We start from the raw sequence: 15,947 nt of genomic DNA, 5'->3' as shown, positions 1-15,947 counted from the left end.
ACCGCGACGTTGAGCAGACAACGGAAGCAACATCAACCCCTGTCGGATCACGTCCTGTGGCCCTAGCATCGCCAACCGTGGTCCACGTGATCCGCGTCACCCCGGAACGCGAGACCAGAGAACCGATGGAAGAACCGACCGTCCCCATCCCACCCGCACCACGAGGAGACTCCGTGGCCACCGACGCACCGCCCCCTTCGAAGGGTGGCGCAGGAAAAGAAACCGCTCCCCACGCGCCCTCCACGGAGGAGTTCACCGAGGTGCAGCAGAGCGCGGAGTTCGGTGAACTGCGCGCCGCGCACCGCTCGTTCGCCGTTCCGCTCACCGTCGCCTTCATCACCTGGTACCTCGTGTACGTCCTGCTCTCCAACTACGCGGGCGACTTCATGGGCACCAAGCTGTTCGGCAACATCAACGTCGCCCTGGTGCTCGGCCTCGGGCAGTTCCTGACCACGTTCCTCATCGCCTGGTTCTACTCCCGGCACGCCGCCGCGAAGCTCGACCCGAAGGCCGAGGCGATCAAGTCCCGCATGGAGACCCGCATGGCATCCCGCACGGAGACCGGCACCGAGCCCCGCAAGGAGGGCGACGCATGAGCCCCGCGCACACCGCCGCCATGAACCTCGCGGCGGCCTCCGACGCCTCCGAGCACCGCACGCTGATCATCAGCCTCTTCGCCGCCTTCGTCGTCGCCACCCTCTGCATCACCGTCTGGGCCGGCCGGCAGACCAAGAGCGCCGCCGACTTCTACGCGGGCGGCCGCCAGTTCACCGGCTTCCAGAACGGCCTCGCGATCTCCGGCGACTACATGTCCGCCGCGTCCTTCCTCGGCATCGCCGGCGCCATCGCCCTCTTCGGCTACGACGGCTTCCTGTACTCCATCGGCTTCCTGGTCGCCTGGCTGGTGGCGCTGCTCCTGGTCGCCGAGCCGCTGCGCAACTCCGGGCGCTACACCATGGGCGACGTCCTCGCGTACCGCATGCGCCAGCGCCCGGTCCGCACGGCCGCCGGCACCTCCACCATCGTGGTCTCGATCTTCTACCTGCTCGCCCAGATGGCGGGCGCGGGCGTCCTGGTCTCGCTGCTGCTCGGGATCACCTCCGACGCGGGCAAGATCCTCATCGTCGCCCTCGTCGGCGTCCTGATGATCGTCTACGTCACCATCGGCGGCATGAAGGGCACCACCTGGGTGCAGATGGTCAAGGCCGTCCTGCTCATCACGGGCACCGTCCTCATCACCTTCCTGATCCTGCTGAAGTTCCACTTCAACGTCTCCGACCTGCTCGGCTCGGCCGCCTCCAACAGCGGCCAGGGCTCGAAGTTCCTGGAACCCGGCCTCAAGTACGGCCTGAGCGCCACTTCCAAGCTGGACTTCATCTCGCTCGGCATCGCCCTCGTCCTCGGCACCGCCGGCCTGCCGCACATCCTGATCCGCTTCTACACCGTGCCCACCGCGAAGGCCGCCCGGAAGTCCGTCAACTGGGCCATCGGCATCATCGGCGCCTTCTACCTGATGACCATCGTGCTCGGCTTCGGCGCCGCGGCCCTGCTCAAGCACGCCGACATCATCGCCTCCAACAAGGCGGGCAACACGGCGGCGCCGCTCGCCGCCCTGGAGATCGGCGGCGGCGGGGGCTCCACCGGCGGCGCGATCCTCCTCGCGGTGATCTCCGCGGTCGCCTTCGCCACGATCCTCGCGGTCGTCGCGGGCCTCACCCTGGCCTCGTCCTCGTCCTTCGCGCACGACATCTACGCCAACGTGATCCGCAAGGGCAAGGCCACCGAGAAGGAGGAGATGAGGGCCGCCCGCTGGGCGACCGTCTTCATCGGGATCGTCTCCATCGCGCTCGGCGCCCTGGCCCGCGACCTGAACGTCGCGGGCCTCGTCGCCCTCGCCTTCGCCGTCGCCGCCTCGGCCAACCTGCCGACGATCCTCTACAGCCTGTTCTGGCGGAGATTCACCACGCAGGGCGCCCTGTGGTCCATCTACGGCGGTCTGACCGCGGCCGTCGGCCTGGTGCTGTTCTCCCCGGTCGTCTCCGGCAAGCCCACCTCGATGTTCCCGGACGCGAACTTCGACTTCTTCCCGCTGGAGAACCCGGGCCTGATCTCCATCCCGCTGGGCTTCCTGCTCGGCTGGCTCGGCTCCGTCCTGTCCAAGGAGGAGCCCGACAAGGGCAAATACGCCGAGCTGGAGGTCAAGTCCCTCACCGGCTTCGGGGCCCACTGACCGGAAAGTGTTCACATGTTCGTAGCGGCCGCGTCGTACAGTCCTACGACGCGGCCGCGCCGTTCCTCGTGGCAAATGGCCCATGAGGTTGTCACAGGGGTCGCGTAAGGTCGAAAGCAGTGGGATCCCTACCGGTGGGACCCGCGAGCATCCAACCGCCGGGGAGGGGGCCGCAGTGCTCATCGACACCTTTGGCCGAGTAGCCACTGACCTGCGCGTTTCACTGACCGACCGCTGCAACCTGCGCTGCACGTACTGCATGCCGGAAGAAGGCCTGCAGTGGCTGGCCAAGCCCGACCTGCTCACCGACGACGAGATCGTGCGCCTCGTGCGCGTCGCCGTCACGCGGCTCGGCATCACGGAAGTCCGCTTCACCGGCGGCGAGCCCCTCCTGCGCCCCGGCCTCGTCGGGATCGTCGAGCGCTGCGCCCAGCTGGCGCCCCGCCCCACGATGTCCCTGACGACCAACGGCATCGGCCTCAAGCGCACCGCCGAGGCCCTCAAGGCCGCCGGCCTCGACCGGGTCAACGTCTCCCTGGACACCCTGCGCCCCGACGTCTTCAAGACCCTCACCCGCCGGGACCGCCACAAGGACGTCCTCGAAGGCCTCGAAGCGGCCCGCGACGCCGGGCTGACCCCCGTCAAGGTCAACACCGTCCTGATGCCGGGGCTCAACGACGACGAGGCCCCCGACCTCCTGGCCTGGGCCGTGGAGAACGACTACGAACTGCGCTTCATCGAGCAGATGCCGCTCGACGCCCAGCACGGCTGGAAGCGCGACGGCATGATCACCGCGGGCGACATCCTGGCCTCCCTGCGCACCCGCTTCGAGCTCACGGAGGAAGGCACCGGGGAGCGCGGCTCGGCCCCCGCCGAGCGCTGGCTCGTGGACGGCGGCCCGCACCGCGTCGGCGTCATCGCCTCCGTGACCCGCCCCTTCTGCTCGGCCTGCGACCGCACGCGGCTCACCGCCGACGGCCAGGTGCGCACCTGCCTGTTCGCCACCGAGGAGACGGACCTGCGCGCGGCACTGCGCGCCGCCCCGGAGAGCAGCGAGGAAGGCTCGGACGAGGAGATCGCCCGCATCTGGAAGCGCGCCATGTGGGGCAAGAAGGCCGGCTCGGGCCTGGACGACCCCTCATTCCTCCAGCCGGAGCGCCCGATGTCCGCCATCGGCGGCTAGGGCATGTTTCGAAAGTCCCGTCTGCCTGGCGACGCCTGGCACGCACGCTCGCCGCGTTGTCGGGATCGCACGCACCAGACGCCGCCAGGCCCGCCCTGCGGGCGGACGACGCTACTTTCGAAACACGCCCTAGGAGCTCTGGTCCGTCCACTCCGCGAGCGGCACGACGTCCTTCAACATTCCACGTACGCCGAGGAATTGGGAGAGGTGCTCGCGGTGCTCGTCGCACGCGAGCCACGTCTTGCGCCGCTCCGGCGTGTGGATCTTCGGGTTGTTCCAGGCGAGCACCCAGACCGCGGCGACGCGGCAGCCCTTGGCGGAACAGATCGGTGTTTCGTCACTCACAGTCGTGTCCCACAACGTTCCGAACAAGGCGACGCCGAGCAGCCACGGGGGGAGCTGCCCGGCGTCGGTCTGTCGCTCCGACGGGGGATGCGGAGCGCGTACGAAGTATGTCACGCGGGACCCGATGACCGGCACCGGAACCACATGATTGATCTGAGCTTTTCTTGAGCTTGGCGGAACGTCGACGGTCAGTTCCGACCGTGCGGAGCGCTGCGCCGCTGGTCGTGCGCACCACCCAGGGGATCTTCCGGGACGGATTCGGCGGGACCGACCGGAGCGGGCGGCGCGAGCATTGGCCGAGAAGGAGCGGGTACGAACGTCGACGGCAGCGAGCGGTTGCTCTCGCGCCCCGCGTTGGCGATCACCACGGAGATGTACGGGAGGAGCACGCCGAGGACCAGCGCGACGACGGCCACATGCCGTTCGACGTTCCACAGCACGGCCGCGGCGACCACGGACAGCGTCCGGACCGACATGGAGATCACATACCGGCGCTGACGCCCGCGCACGTCCTCCGCGAGGCCCTGACGGGCCCCGGTGATCCGGAAGACCTGGCCACCGCTCTGCTTCCGCATCACGTTCCACCACCCTGTCCGCTGCGCCGGACTCACCCCGGAATCTGCCCCGGTCCGGCACCTCCACGGTACGCCTGACCCGCGCCGCCCACGAGAGCGGGGCAGACCTGCGCCCGGCACGCTTCTTCCCGTGTCCCGCCCCGGATGGGGGCGCCCGACATGCGCCGTACGGCGCACGGACCGACACTGGCGGTAATGCTCACGTAGAGCCGTACAAGGAGGCAGCTATGGGCTGGTTGTGGGCGATCATCGTGGGATTCGTGCTGGGGCTGATTGCCAAGGCGATCCTGCCGGGTAAGCAGCACAGTCCGCTCTGGCTGACCACGGTGTTCGGCATCATCGGAGCGGTCGTGGGCAACTGGCTCGCGACGCAGTTCGGCATCAACGAGACCAAGGGCATCGACTGGGGCCGGCACGCGCTCCAGGTGGCGGCGGCGGTCGTGGTCGTCGGCCTGGGCGACGCGGCCTACAAGATGCTCAAAGGCAACCGGCGAACAGCCTGAGCCCTGCCGCCACGGCGTGCGAGCCGTCCTGCGCGGCGAAGGCCCGGCCCCCCATGCGGGGCGCCGGGCCTTCGCCGTGAGCGCGTGAGCAGCCCGCGGGGGAACGGCCCCGGGCGTGATCAGCCCGCCGTCACCTCGACGGCCGCGAGGTTCTTCTTGCCCCGGCGCAGCACGAGCCACCGCCCGTGCAGCAGGTCCTCGCGGGCCGGGACGGCGTCCTCGGCGGCGACCTTGACGTTGTTCACGTAGGCGCCGCCCTCCTTGACCGTGCGACGGGCGGCGGACTTGCTCGCCACCAGGCCGACCTCGGCGAACAGGTCCACGACCGGGCCGAGCTCGGCGACCCGCACGCGCGGCAGCTCGGAGAGGGCCGCGGCCAGCGTCGCCTCGTCCAGATCGGCCAGCTCGCCCTGGCCGAAGAGCGCCTTGGACGCGGCGATGACCGCGGCGCACTGGTCGGCGCCGTGCACCAGCGTCGTCAGCTCCTCGGCGAGCGCGCGCTGCGCGGCGCGCGCCTGCGGACGCTCCTCGGTCTGCTTCTCGATCTCCTCCAGCTCCGCGCGGGACTTGAAGGACAGGATCCGCATGTACGTCGAGATGTCCCGGTCGTCCACGTTCAGCCAGAACTGGTAGAACGCGTACGGCGTCGTCATCGTCGGGTCGAGCCAGACGGCGCCGCTCTCGGACTTGCCGAACTTGGTGCCGTCGGCCTTGACCATCAGGGGCGTGGCGAGCGCGTGCACGGCCGCGTCCGGCTCCAGGCGGTGGATCAGATCGATGCCGGCCGTGAGGTTGCCCCACTGGTCGGACCCGCCCTGCTGGAGGGTGCAGCCGTAGCGCCGGTACAGCTCCAGGAAGTCCATGCCCTGCAGGAGCTGGTAGCTGAACTCCGTGTAGGAGATGCCCTCCTGCGACTCCAGGCGCCGGGCGACCGAGTCCTTGGTCAGCATCTTGTTCACCCGGAAGTGCTTGCCGATGTCCCGCAGGAACTCGATCGCGGACAGGCCCGCGGTCCAATCGAGGTTGTTGACCATCACCGCGGCGTTCTCGCCCTCGAAGGACAGGAACGGCTCGATCTGCGAGCGCAGCCGCGCCACCCAGTTCGCGACCGTCTCCGGGTCGTTCAGGGTGCGCTCGGCGGTCGGCCGCGGGTCGCCGATCTGGCCCGTGGCGCCGCCCACCAGGGCCAGCGGGCGGTGCCCCGCCTGCTGGAGCCGGCGCACGGTGAGGACCTGCACGAGGTGTCCGACGTGCAGGCTCGCCGCGGTGGGGTCGAAGCCGCAATAGAACGTGACGGGACCGTCCGCGAGCGCCTTGCGCAGTGCGTCTTCATCGGTGGACAGGGAGAAAAGTCCCCGCCACTTCAGCTCGTCGACGATGTCCGTCACGGGTCTCGCGTCTCCTCGGGAGTGCTTACAGGGTGCACGGATGTGCAAGGACCGAGGTTATACGCCCTGGCTGACCGAACTCATGTTGAAATCGGGGACGCGCAGCGCGGGCATCGCGGCCCGGGTGAAGTAGTCGCCCCACTCGCGCGGCAGCGTCCGCTCCGTGCGGCCCGCCTCCGAGGCCCGGCCGAGCAGGTCGACCGGCGACTCGTTGAAGCGGAAGTTGTTCACCTCGCCGACGACCTCGCCGTTCTCCACGAGGTAGACGCCGTCCCTGGTCAGGCCCGTGAGCAGCAGCGTCGCCGGGTCGACCTCGCGGATGTACCAGAGGCAGGTGAGCAGCAGCCCGCGCCCGGTCGCGGCGACCATCTCGTCCAGGGAGCGGTTGCCGCCGCCATCCAGGACGAGGTTGTCGACGGCCGGGGTCACCGGCAGGCCGGTGAGGGCGGCGCTGTGCCGGCTGGTGGCCAGGTGGGCCAGCTCACCCTCGCGGATCCAGTCGGTGGCGCTCAGCGGCAGTCCGTTGTCGAAGACGGAGGCGTCCCCGCCGGAGGAGTGCGCGAGCACGAACGGCGCCGACTCCAGGCCGGGCTCGTGCGGATCGCTGCGCAGCGTCAGCGGCAGCCGGGCGAGCCGCTCGCCGAGGCGGGTGGCGCCGCCCGGCCTGGCGAAGACCGTGCGGCCCTCGGCGGCGTCCCGGGCCGAGGACGACCAGAACTGGTAGATCAGCAGATCCGCGACGGCGGTCGGCGGCAGCAGCGTCTCGTACCGCCCGGCGGGCAGCTCGACGCGCCGCCGTGCCCAGGCCAGGCGCCGCTCCAGCTCCGCGTCGAGCACGGTCGGGTCGACGTCCTTGAAGTCCCGGGTGGCCCGTCCCGCCCACGCGCTCTTGGTGCGGTCCGGCGACTTGGCGTTCAGTTCGAGGGTGCCGTTGGGCTGGTCGTGGCGCAGGCGCAGCCCCGTGGAGGTGCCGAGGTAGCTGGAGACGTACTCGTGGTTGGCGAAGCCGTACAGCTCGCGGCCGCCCGCGCGGGCCCGGGCGAAGGCCTCGCCGAGCGCGGGGGCGAAGTCCGCGAAGACCGCCGAGGTGGTCTCGACGGGGGCGTCGGTGAAGTCGGGCGACGCGGCGACGCCGGTCACCAGCGGCTGCGCGTCCTCCGCGGGGCCGGCCGAGCGGGCGGCCGCCTCGGCGGCGCGCACCAGCGGCTCCAGGTCGTCGGCGGTGACGGCGGAGCGGGAGACGACGCCGGAGGCGGTGCCCTCCTTGCCGTCGACGGTGGCGATGACGGTCAGGGTGCGGCCGCGGGTGACGCCGTTGGTGGTCAGGGCGTTGCCCGCCCAGCGCAGGTTCGCCGTCGACTCCTCGTCGGCGATCACCACGCAGCCGTCGGCGGTGGACAGGTCGAGGGCGCGCTCGACGATCTCGTGCGGTTTGGCGGTGCGCGGGCTCATCGACCGGCCTCCTGCGTGGTGTTCAGAATGTTCACGCCCCGGAACAGGGCGGACGGGCAGCCGTGCGAGACCGCGGCGACCTGGCCCGGCTGGGCCTTGCCGCAGTTGAAGGCGCCACCGAGTACGTACGTCTGCGGACCGCCGACGGCGGCCATGGAGCCCCAGAAGTCGGTGGTCGTCGCCTGGTAGGCGACGTCGCGGAGCTGTCCCGCGAGCCGTCCGTTCTCGATCTTGTAGAAGCGCTGACCGGTGAACTGGAAGTTGTACCGCTGCATGTCGATCGACCACGACCGGTCACCGACCACGTAGATGCCCCGGTCCACGCCCGCGATCAGGTCCTCGGTGGAGAGCCCGCCGGGATCCGGCCGGAGCGACACGTTCGCCATGCGCTGCACCGGCACATGGCCGGGGGAGTCGGCGTACGCGCAGCCGTTGGAGCGCTCGAAGCCGGTGAGCCGGGCGATGCGCCGGTCCAGCTGGTAGCCGACCAGCGTGCCGTCCTTGACCAGGTCCCAGGACTGCGCGGCCACGCCCTCGTCGTCGTACCCGATGGTGGCGAGCCCGTGCTCGGCGGTCCGGTCACCCGTCACGTTCATCAGCGAGGAGCCGTAGGCGAGCTTGCCGAGCTGGTCGAAGGTGGCGAACGAGGTGCCCGCGTACGCCGCCTCGTAGCCGAGCGCGCGGTCCAGCTCGGTGGCGTGACCGATGGACTCGTGGATCGTCAGCCAGAGGTTCGACGGGTCGACGACGAGGTCGTACGAGCCCGCCCGCACGCTCGGCGCCCGCATCTTTTCGGCCAATTGCTCGGGCAGTCTCGCCAGCTCGCCCGCCCAGTCCCAGCCGGTTCCGGTGAGGTACTCCCAGCCCCGGCCGACCGGCGGCGCGAGCGTGCGCATCGAGTCGAACTCGCCGCTCGTCGCGTCCACGGCGACCGCCGTCAGCTCCGGATGCAGCCGCACCCGCTGCTGGGTGGTCACGGTGCCCGCCGTGTCCGCGTAGAACTTGTTCTCGTGCACGGTGACCAGCGAGGCGTCGACGTGCGCGACCCCGTCGGCGGCCAGCAGGCGTGCGCTCCACTGGGCGAGCAGCCCGGACTTCTCCTCGTCCGGGACCGTGAAGGGGTCGATCTCGTACGACGACACCCAGGTGCGATCGGCGTGCACGGGCTCGTCCGCGAGCTCGACGCGCTCGTCGGAGCCGGCCGCCCCGATCACCCGCGCCGACAGCTTCGCCATGGCCACGGCCTGCGAGGCCACCTTCGCCGCCGCGTCCATCGTCAGGTCGACGCCCGAGGCGAAACCCCAGGTGCCCCCATGCACCACCCGGACCGCGTACCCCAGGTCCGTGGTGTCCGAGGAACCGGACGGCTTGGCGTCGCGCAGCCGCCAGGACGCGCTGCGCACCCGCTCCAGGCGGAAGTCCGCGTGGTCGGCGCCGAGCGCCCGCGCGCGGGCGAGCGCGGCGTCGGCGAGAGCCCTCAGCGGCAGCGCCGTGAAGGCTTCATCGATGGTATGAGGCACGGGTGTCTCCCTGTTGTCGGCACCGGTCGGGTCCGATCATGTCGCGCCCGACGGCCCCGCGGCCAGAGTTTTCTGTAGGGACCCGACAGGGAGTCCTCCGAGCCACTGTCGGTCGCCGATTCTCCGTATCGCGGAAGGTACCGATAGGTTTTCGAGGTACCAGACCGCTATCGAAAGGGTGATCCGTTGAGCCGCTCGGTTCTCGTCACCGGAGGAAACCGGGGCATCGGCCTCGCCATCGCCCGCGCCTTCGCCGACGCCGGCGACAAGGTCGCGATCACCTACCGCTCGGGTGAGCCGCCGCGGGTCCTGACCGACGCCGGGGTCCTCGCCGTCAAGTGCGACATCACCGACGCCGAGCAGGTGGAGCAGGCCTACAAGGAGATCGAGGACAAGCACGGGAACGTGGAGGTGCTGGTCGCCAACGCCGGCATCACCAAGGACCAGCTCCTGATGCGCATGTCCGAGGAGGACTTCACCTCCGTCCTCGACACCAACCTCACCGGCACCTTCCGCGTCGTCAAGCGCGCCAACCGCGGCATGCTGCGCGCCAGGAAGGGCCGCGTCGTCCTGATCTCCTCGGTCGTGGGCCTCATGGGCGGGCCCGGGCAGGCCAACTACGCCGCCTCCAAGGCGGGTCTGGTCGGCTTCGCGCGCTCCCTCGCCCGCGAGCTCGGGTCGCGCAACCTCACTTTCAACGTCGTCGCACCCGGTTTTGTCGACACCGACATGACCAAGGTGCTGACGGACGAGCAGCGCGAGGGCATCGTCTCTCAGGTGCCGCTCGGCCGTTACGCGCGCCCCGAGGAGATCGCCGCCGCGGTGAAGTTCCTCGCGTCCGACGACGCCTCGTACATCACTGGAGCCGTCATCCCCGTTGACGGCGGATTGGGCATGGGTCACTGATCACATGAGCGGAATTCTCGACGGCAAGCGCATCCTCATCACGGGTGTGCTGATGGAGTCCTCCATCGCCTTCCACGCGGCCAAGGTCGCCCAGGAGCAGGGCGCCGAGGTCATTCTCACCGCCTTCCCGCGGCCCACGCTCACCGAGCGCATCGCCAAGAAGCTCCCCAAGCCCGCCAAGGTCATCGAGCTGGACGTGACCAACCAGGAGCACCTGGACCGCCTGGAGGGCCTCGTCCGCGAGGAGCTCGGCGGCCTGGACGGCGTCGTGCACTCCATCGGCTTCGCCCCGCAGGGCGCCTTCAACTTCCTGGAGGCCACCTTCGAGGACGTCTCCACGGCGATGCACGTCTCGGCGTACTCCCTGAAGTCGCTCACCATGGCCTGCCGCCCGCTGTTCGGCGACAGCGCCTCGGTGGTCGGCCTCACCTTCGACGCGCAGTACGCGTGGCCGAAGTACGACTGGATGGGCCCGGCCAAGGCCGCCCTGGAGGCCACCAGCCGCTACCTCGCCCGTGACCTGGGCAAGGAGAACATCCGCTGCAACCTCATCTCCGCGGGCCCGATCGGCTCCATGGCGGCCAAGTCCATCCCGGGCTTCGCCGACCTCGCGGACGTGTGGAACAGCCGCTCCCCGCTGGAGTGGGACATGGCCGACCCGGAGCCCGCGGGCCGCGGCATCGTCGCCCTGCTCTCGGACTTCTTCCCGAAGACCACCGGCGAGATCGTCCACGTCGACGGCGGCGTCCACATGATGGGTGCCTGACCCGGCATCTCCTACGCCGATGACGCCCCGTCCCCGCACCGCGCGGGAGGCGGGGCGTCACCCGTTCGGCCCCCGTGCCGGGCGGCGCCGGGGCAGTGCCGCGCACCCTGGAGTGTGCGTCTCTCCGGTGCGGTGCTCGCCGCTCTCGCCCTGTTGGCCGCCGCGCCGCCGTCCGGCGCCGCGCCCCTCGGCGAGGCCGGTCAAAACGGCCCGCACGCGCGCGTGGAGCCACGAAAACCCCGGCCCTTCGGCGCGGAGTGCCGCACCGGCGTCGCCGGTGCCGCGGTGGTCGCGTACTGCCACAACCCCTACCCCGAGACCGACCGGGTCCGCCTGCACGTGGAGTGCGACCGGTGGTGGGACATCGACGTCGACACGGCCGGGGTCGAGGCGGGTCCGGCCCAGACCGTGCGCCTGACCGGACGGTGCTGGAAGGAGGTCCGCGCGGCCTGGGTCAGTCACCAGAAGTGACGGGCCGGCACATGAACGGGTAGCCGGCCGCCTCCGTGGCCGCGGCTTCCGTGTCCCGCGCGCGGATCGCCTCGACGAGCCGGGCGTGGTCCATGTGCGCCTCGGGCGTGAGCTTCGTGCCGACGTCCTCGCGCAGCCAGTCGCGCATCACCTCGCCGAGGTCCGCGTAGAGCGCCATCATCACGTCGTTGTGCGACGCGGCGACGACGGCCATGTGGAACGACGCGTCGGCTGTCACGAAGGTCTCCGCGTCCCCCGAGGCCCAGGCCTCCTCGCGGCGCGCCAGGAGGGCGTCGAGCTGCTTGAGGTCCCGCGCGGTGCGGCGCTCCGCGGCGAGCCTCGCCGCACTCGACTCCAGCGTGCTGCGCAGCTCGGCGACGTGCCGCGGGTCCGCGTCGGCGAACCTGCGGTGCATCACGCCCGCCAGTTCGCTGGTGGCGAGGACGAAGGTGCCCGAGCCCTGGCGGATGTCGAGCAGGCCGTTGTGCGCGAGGGCGCGCACGGCCTCTCGGACGGTGTTCCTGGCCACGCCCAGCTGCTCGACCAGTTCCGGCTCGGTGGGGATGCGGGAGCCGACCGGCCACTCGCCCGAGGAGATCTGGTTGCGCAGCTCGGCGATGACCTGCTCGGACAGGGCCGAACGGCGCGCGGTGGTCAGCGGCATGACATTACCTTCCCAAACGGATTGGACAGCCAATCATCCTATGATTCTATGATGGGGCCATGGCTAGTGAGGAAACCACCACGATGACACCGACGGCGCCCCCCTCCCCGCGTACCGGACCGGCGGCGAAACAAGCCTCCACGCGCGCGTGGACGACGCGCCTGGTCGTCGTCGGCATCGTCCTCGCGGCCCTCAACCTCCGCCCGGCCATCACCAGCCTCGGCGCCCTCCTCGAAGAGGTCCGCGACGGCCTCGGCATGAGCGGCACCCTCGCCGGACTGCTCACCTCCGTGCCGCCCCTGTGCTTCGCCGTCTTCGGAGTGATGGCGCCCCGCCTCGCCCGGCGCTTCGGCGCCGGCGCGGTGGTCTGCGTCGGCATGGCCGCGATCGCCGCCGGCCTGGTGATACGCCCCTTCCTCGGCGGCACCGCCGGCTTCCTCGCCGCCACCGCGCTCGCCCTCATGGGCATCGCGGTCAGCAACGTCCTGATGCCGGTCATCGTCAAGCGCTGGTTCCCCGACCGGGTCGGCTCCATGACCGGCCTGTACTCGATGGCGCTCGCGCTCGGCACCTCCCTCGCCGCCGCCCTCACCGTCCCGATGACCGACGCGCTCGGCGGGCACTGGCAGAGCGGGCTCGCCCTCTGGGCGGTGCTCGCCGTCGTCGCCGTCGTGCCGTGGATCCCGCTCGTCAGCCGGGACCGGGCCGCCACCGCCGCCGCCCCGGAGCACGTCAGCCCCGACGTGCGCCGGCAGGACGAGGGGCTGCGCATCACCCGCAGCCGCACCGCCTGGGCGCTCGCCGTCTTCTTCGGACTCCAGGCCACGGCCGCGTACGTCACGATGGGCTGGATGCCGCAGATCTTCCGTGACGCGGGCGTCCCCGCCGGCGAGGCGGGCGTGCTCCTCGCCGTCACGATGGCCATGGGCGTGCCATTGGCGTTCGTCATCCCGAGGGTCGCCACGCGGCTGACCAACCAGGGCCCCGTCGTGATCGTCCTCGGCGCCTGCGGTCTCGCCGGATACGCGGGCCTCTACCTCGCACCCGCGGGCGGCGCCTGGGCGTGGGCCCTGCTGCTCGGCATCTCCAACTGCGCCTTCCCGCTCGCCCTCACGATGGTCGGCATGCGGGCCAAGAGCAGCGTCGGCGTGGCCAAGCTGTCCGCCTTCGCGCAGAGCACCGGCTACCTGATCTCGATCCCCGGACCGCTCCTGGTGGGCGTCCTCTACCAGCACAGCGGGGGCTGGGGCCTGCCGATCGCCCTGATGGCGGGCCTGATGGTGCCCCAGATCGTCGTCGGCACCCTCGCGGGCCGCAACCGCACGGTCGAGGACGAGGTGGCGGCCAGGGCCGACCGGGCGGCGGCCGAGGCGGCCTGACCCCACCGACCGGGGCAGGGGGCGAGGGTGGGAGACTGGCGTCATGCCCGTCCTCGACCCGAACCCCCAGAACGGCCAGAAGAAGCTGCTCATCGTGCTCGGCGCGATGCTGGCCATCACCGTGATCATCGGCATCATCGCCGCCATCGCCTCACCGTGACCTGAGGCCGTCCGCAGCGGGATGGTGGGGCTGGCCCCCCTATCCCCTAGGGGGCCAGTGTCAGGGTCAAGTGGGTGGAACACCGGATGGGCCAAGGGCCGCCGATCGCCTAGTTTCGAGTTGTGCCCGCGACGACGGGGCATCGACCACTCGAAGACACGGAGGCGGTATGTCGGCCCGTACGCACACCCGGCGCGACCCCGCGGAGTCGGGGAGCATCGAGATCCAGCTCCCCTGGTGGGGGATCGCCCTGCCCGCCCTCGCCTTCGCGACCCTGCTCCTGCTGATCCTGAACCCCGCCGACGCCCACGCCGCGAGCAGCGAACCGGTCGTCACGAGCCTCCTCGAACGCATCCAGGCGATAGCCCTGCGCGCGACCGCGTGAGCCCCGCCCCGCCGCCTCACTCACCCGCCTCGGCCGACCGCTCCAACTACCTGCGCCCTGTGGCGCGTTTCATGCGAAGCTGGGACGCATGAGCGTCGCAGAATCCCGCAGGATCGTCCTCTTCCGGCATGCGAAGGCCGACTGGCCCGATGTCTCCGACCACGAGCGGCCGCTCGCTGATCGAGGCCGCAGGGACGCCCCCGTCGCCGGACGCAAGCTGGCCGACAGCGGCATCCCCCTCGACCTGGCCCTCTGCTCGACCGCGGTCCGCACCCGCGAGACGTGGAAGCTCGCCGTCTCGGAGCTGCCGCAGCGGCCGAGGACCGTCTACGAGGACCGGTTGTACGAGGCCTCGCCCGGTGAGCTGATCGCCGTGCTCAACGAAACCCCGGACGAGGTGCGCAACATCGTCCTGATCGGCCACAACCCCAGCATCCACGGCCTGGCCGACGTCCTCGCCGGGGACGCCGAGGGCGATGTCAGGGAGCGGCTGAACCGCCGGGGCTTCCCGACCGCCACCTTCGCCGTCCTGACGTACTCCGGATCCTGGAAGGCACTGGAACCGGGCGTGGCCACCCTCGTCGACTACTGGGCGCCGTCCGAGTGACCCACCCCTCCACCGTTACGACGACGGGGCCCCGCCTGTAGGGCGCGGGGCCCCGTCGTGCGAGGGACGCGCGGGAGGGGAAAGGACGGGAGGGCGGAGCCGAGCCGGCCCCGGCCGTCAGTCGCTGTGGGTCTCCGCGGCCTCGACCTCTTCGCGGGTGATCCCGAGGAGATAGAGGACGGTGTCCAGGAAGGGCACGTTCACCGCGGTGTGCGCGGCCTCGCGGACCACGGGCTTGGCGTTGAACGCGACCCCGAGCCCGGCCGCGTTCAGCATGTCCAGGTCGTTCGCACCGTCGCCGATCGCCACGGTCTGCTCCAGCGGGACCCCGGCCTCCTGGGCGAAGCGGCGCAGCAGCCGCGCCTTGCCCGCCCGGTCGACGATCTCGCCGGTCACCTTGCCGGTCAGCTTGCCGTCGACGATCTCCAGCGTGTTGGCCTGGGCGAAGTCGAGGCCGAGACGTTCCTTCAGGTCGTCGGTCACCTGGGTGAAACCGCCCGAGACGACGCCCACTTGGTACCCGAGGCGCTTGAGGGTGCGGATGAGGGTGCGGGCCCCCGGGGTCAGCCGGACCTCGGAGCGGACCTTGTCGACCACCGAGGCGTCCAGACCCGCGAGCAGTGCCACGCGCGCGTGCAGCGACTGCTCGAAGTCCAGCTCGCCGCGCATCGCGGCGGACGTCACCTCGGCGACCTCGTCCTCGCACCCGGCGTGCGCGGCGAACAGCTCGATGACCTCGTCCTGGATGAGCGTCGAGTCGACGTCCATCACGACCAGGCGCTGCGCGCGGCGGTGCAGGCCCGCCGCGACCACCGCGACGTCCACGCCGAGCTTCGCGGCCGCTATGGCGAGGGCGGTGCGCAACCGCTCGGTCTCGGTGCCGGACACCGCGAACTCGACGGCCGTGACCGGGTACTTGGCGAGCCGGAAGATACGGTCGATGTTGCCGCCGGTCCCCGTGATGCTGGCGGCGATCGCCGCGGTCGACTCCGAGGTCAGCGGGTGGCCGAGCACGGTCACGAGCGAGCGGCCGAGGCCGCGCGGCCGGTTGTCGCCGATGCCCGAGATGATCTCGGCCTGCATCTTCATGGACTCCGCCCAGCTGTGGACGGTGGCCCGCAGGTCACCCTCCATACCAGCGGGCGGGACGGTCACCAGCGCGCACAGCACTATCCGGCCGCGCGTGACGACCTGCTCGATGTCGACGACGTCGAGGGAGTAGGCGGCGAGGGTGTCGAAGAGGCCGGCGGTGAGGCCGGGGCGGTCCTTGCCGAAGATCTTGACGAGAAGCGTCGGGACGTCGGCGGACTGAGGGGGCTGCGAAGCACTCATGGTGCTGCCTACGGTATCCGTCCACCTCCCGGGGGCGCCCGGCGGTCCGCTTCCCGGACACCGGCTGTTCGCCTCCCGCTC

18 protein-coding genes are annotated in these 15,947 nt (G+C 70.9%); 11 read left to right on the top strand and 7 right to left on the bottom strand.

What is annotated here, in order from left to right:
• Positions 1-173: 173 nt before the first annotated feature.
• From ACZ516_RS00165 to moaA, 3 genes are all read left to right on the top strand, one after another.
• On the top strand, positions 174-596 hold the full coding sequence (locus ACZ516_RS00165; protein ID WP_358589906.1) for a DUF485 domain-containing protein: 423 nt from the start codon (positions 174-176) through the stop codon (positions 594-596).
• Positions 593-2,230, top strand: coding sequence for a solute symporter family protein (locus tag ACZ516_RS00160; protein WP_469007772.1), 1,638 nt, complete (start codon positions 593-595; stop codon positions 2,228-2,230). The genes ACZ516_RS00165 and ACZ516_RS00160 overlap by 4 nt, the downstream gene beginning before the upstream one ends.
• A 175-nt stretch (positions 2,231-2,405) precedes the next feature.
• Positions 2,406-3,413: a GTP 3',8-cyclase MoaA gene (gene moaA, locus ACZ516_RS00155; protein WP_469007771.1), complete on the top strand. Its 1,008-nt coding sequence runs from the start codon at positions 2,406-2,408 to the stop codon at positions 3,411-3,413.
• A 129-nt stretch (positions 3,414-3,542) separates the two neighbouring features.
• Here moaA and ACZ516_RS00150 read toward each other — a convergent pair whose 3' ends face one another.
• The gene (locus ACZ516_RS00150; RefSeq protein ID WP_361088386.1) at positions 3,543-3,758 is read right to left on the bottom strand and encodes a hypothetical protein; all 216 of its coding nucleotides are present in this window, start codon (positions 3,756-3,758) and stop codon (positions 3,543-3,545) included.
• Positions 3,759-3,946: 188 nt separating this feature from the next.
• Positions 3,947-4,333 (bottom strand): DUF3099 domain-containing protein, encoded by a 387-nt coding sequence (locus ACZ516_RS00145; protein WP_469007770.1) that lies wholly within the window; start codon positions 4,331-4,333, stop codon positions 3,947-3,949.
• A gap of 227 nt (positions 4,334-4,560) precedes the next feature.
• Between ACZ516_RS00145 and ACZ516_RS00140 the strand changes: the two genes are divergently transcribed.
• A complete protein-coding gene (locus ACZ516_RS00140; protein WP_358585854.1) occupies positions 4,561-4,836 on the top strand; it encodes a GlsB/YeaQ/YmgE family stress response membrane protein in 276 nt (91 codons plus the stop codon).
• A gap of 119 nt (positions 4,837-4,955) precedes the next feature.
• On the opposite strand, the gene tyrS is transcribed toward ACZ516_RS00140, so the two are convergent.
• From tyrS to ACZ516_RS00125, 3 genes are read right to left on the bottom strand one after another with little or no spacing between them, the layout of a single operon-like run.
• Positions 4,956-6,224, bottom strand: a complete 1,269-nt coding sequence (gene tyrS / locus ACZ516_RS00135) for a tyrosine--tRNA ligase (RefSeq protein WP_358585856.1) — start codon at positions 6,222-6,224, stop codon at positions 4,956-4,958.
• Between the two features lie 57 nt (positions 6,225-6,281).
• Positions 6,282-7,676 (bottom strand): metallopeptidase TldD-related protein, encoded by a 1,395-nt coding sequence (locus ACZ516_RS00130; protein WP_469007768.1) that lies wholly within the window; start codon positions 7,674-7,676, stop codon positions 6,282-6,284.
• Complete coding sequence (locus ACZ516_RS00125; protein ID WP_469007767.1) at positions 7,673-9,196, bottom strand: TldD/PmbA family protein; 1,524 nt, start codon at positions 9,194-9,196, stop codon at positions 7,673-7,675. The genes ACZ516_RS00130 and ACZ516_RS00125 overlap by 4 nt, the downstream gene beginning before the upstream one ends.
• A gap of 186 nt (positions 9,197-9,382) precedes the next feature.
• Here ACZ516_RS00125 and fabG point away from each other — a divergent pair, with 186 nt between their 5' ends.
• The 3 genes from fabG to ACZ516_RS00110 all read left to right on the top strand — a co-directional run bounded on the left by fabG (position 9,383) and on the right by ACZ516_RS00110 (position 11,339).
• Positions 9,383-10,102, top strand: a complete 720-nt coding sequence (gene fabG / locus ACZ516_RS00120; protein ID WP_358585862.1) for a 3-oxoacyl-[acyl-carrier-protein] reductase — start codon at positions 9,383-9,385, stop codon at positions 10,100-10,102.
• 4 nt (positions 10,103-10,106) lie between these two features.
• A complete protein-coding gene (gene fabI, locus ACZ516_RS00115; protein WP_468749646.1) occupies positions 10,107-10,868 on the top strand; it encodes an enoyl-ACP reductase FabI in 762 nt (253 codons plus the stop codon).
• 114 nt (positions 10,869-10,982) lie between these two features.
• Positions 10,983-11,339: a hypothetical protein gene (locus ACZ516_RS00110; protein WP_467465288.1), complete on the top strand. Its 357-nt coding sequence runs from the start codon at positions 10,983-10,985 to the stop codon at positions 11,337-11,339.
• Here the strand turns inward: ACZ516_RS00110 and ACZ516_RS00105 are convergent.
• On the bottom strand, positions 11,323-12,003 hold the full coding sequence (locus ACZ516_RS00105; protein ID WP_469007765.1) for a FadR/GntR family transcriptional regulator: 681 nt from the start codon (positions 12,001-12,003) through the stop codon (positions 11,323-11,325). The two genes, ACZ516_RS00110 and ACZ516_RS00105, sit on opposite strands and share 17 nt — an antisense overlap.
• Before the next feature lie 59 nt (positions 12,004-12,062).
• Here ACZ516_RS00105 and ACZ516_RS00100 point away from each other — a divergent pair, with 59 nt between their 5' ends.
• The 4 genes from ACZ516_RS00100 (at position 12,063) to ACZ516_RS00085 (ending at position 14,534) form a co-directional block, all read left to right on the top strand.
• Positions 12,063-13,382 carry a CynX/NimT family MFS transporter gene (locus ACZ516_RS00100; protein ID WP_467465289.1) on the top strand — a complete coding sequence of 440 codons (1,320 nt, stop codon included), beginning with the start codon at positions 12,063-12,065 and terminating at the stop codon, positions 13,380-13,382.
• A 43-nt stretch (positions 13,383-13,425) separates the two neighbouring features.
• On the top strand, positions 13,426-13,542 hold the full coding sequence (locus ACZ516_RS00095) for an SGM_5486 family transporter-associated protein (protein ID WP_358585867.1): 117 nt from the start codon (positions 13,426-13,428) through the stop codon (positions 13,540-13,542).
• A gap of 169 nt (positions 13,543-13,711) precedes the next feature.
• Positions 13,712-13,927: a hypothetical protein gene (locus ACZ516_RS00090; RefSeq protein ID WP_361088370.1), complete on the top strand. Its 216-nt coding sequence runs from the start codon at positions 13,712-13,714 to the stop codon at positions 13,925-13,927.
• A gap of 88 nt (positions 13,928-14,015) precedes the next feature.
• Positions 14,016-14,534 (top strand): SixA phosphatase family protein, encoded by a 519-nt coding sequence (locus ACZ516_RS00085; protein ID WP_358585871.1) that lies wholly within the window; start codon positions 14,016-14,018, stop codon positions 14,532-14,534.
• Between the two features lie 117 nt (positions 14,535-14,651).
• On the opposite strand, the gene serB is transcribed toward ACZ516_RS00085, so the two are convergent.
• The gene (gene serB / locus ACZ516_RS00080) at positions 14,652-15,866 is read right to left on the bottom strand and encodes a phosphoserine phosphatase SerB (RefSeq protein WP_358698856.1); all 1,215 of its coding nucleotides are present in this window, start codon (positions 15,864-15,866) and stop codon (positions 14,652-14,654) included.
• Positions 15,867-15,947: the final 81 nt, after the last annotated feature.

Source organism: Streptomyces sp. NPDC034037 (assembly GCF_055575715.1).
This window is presented reverse-complemented; position numbering and strand designations above follow the sequence as displayed.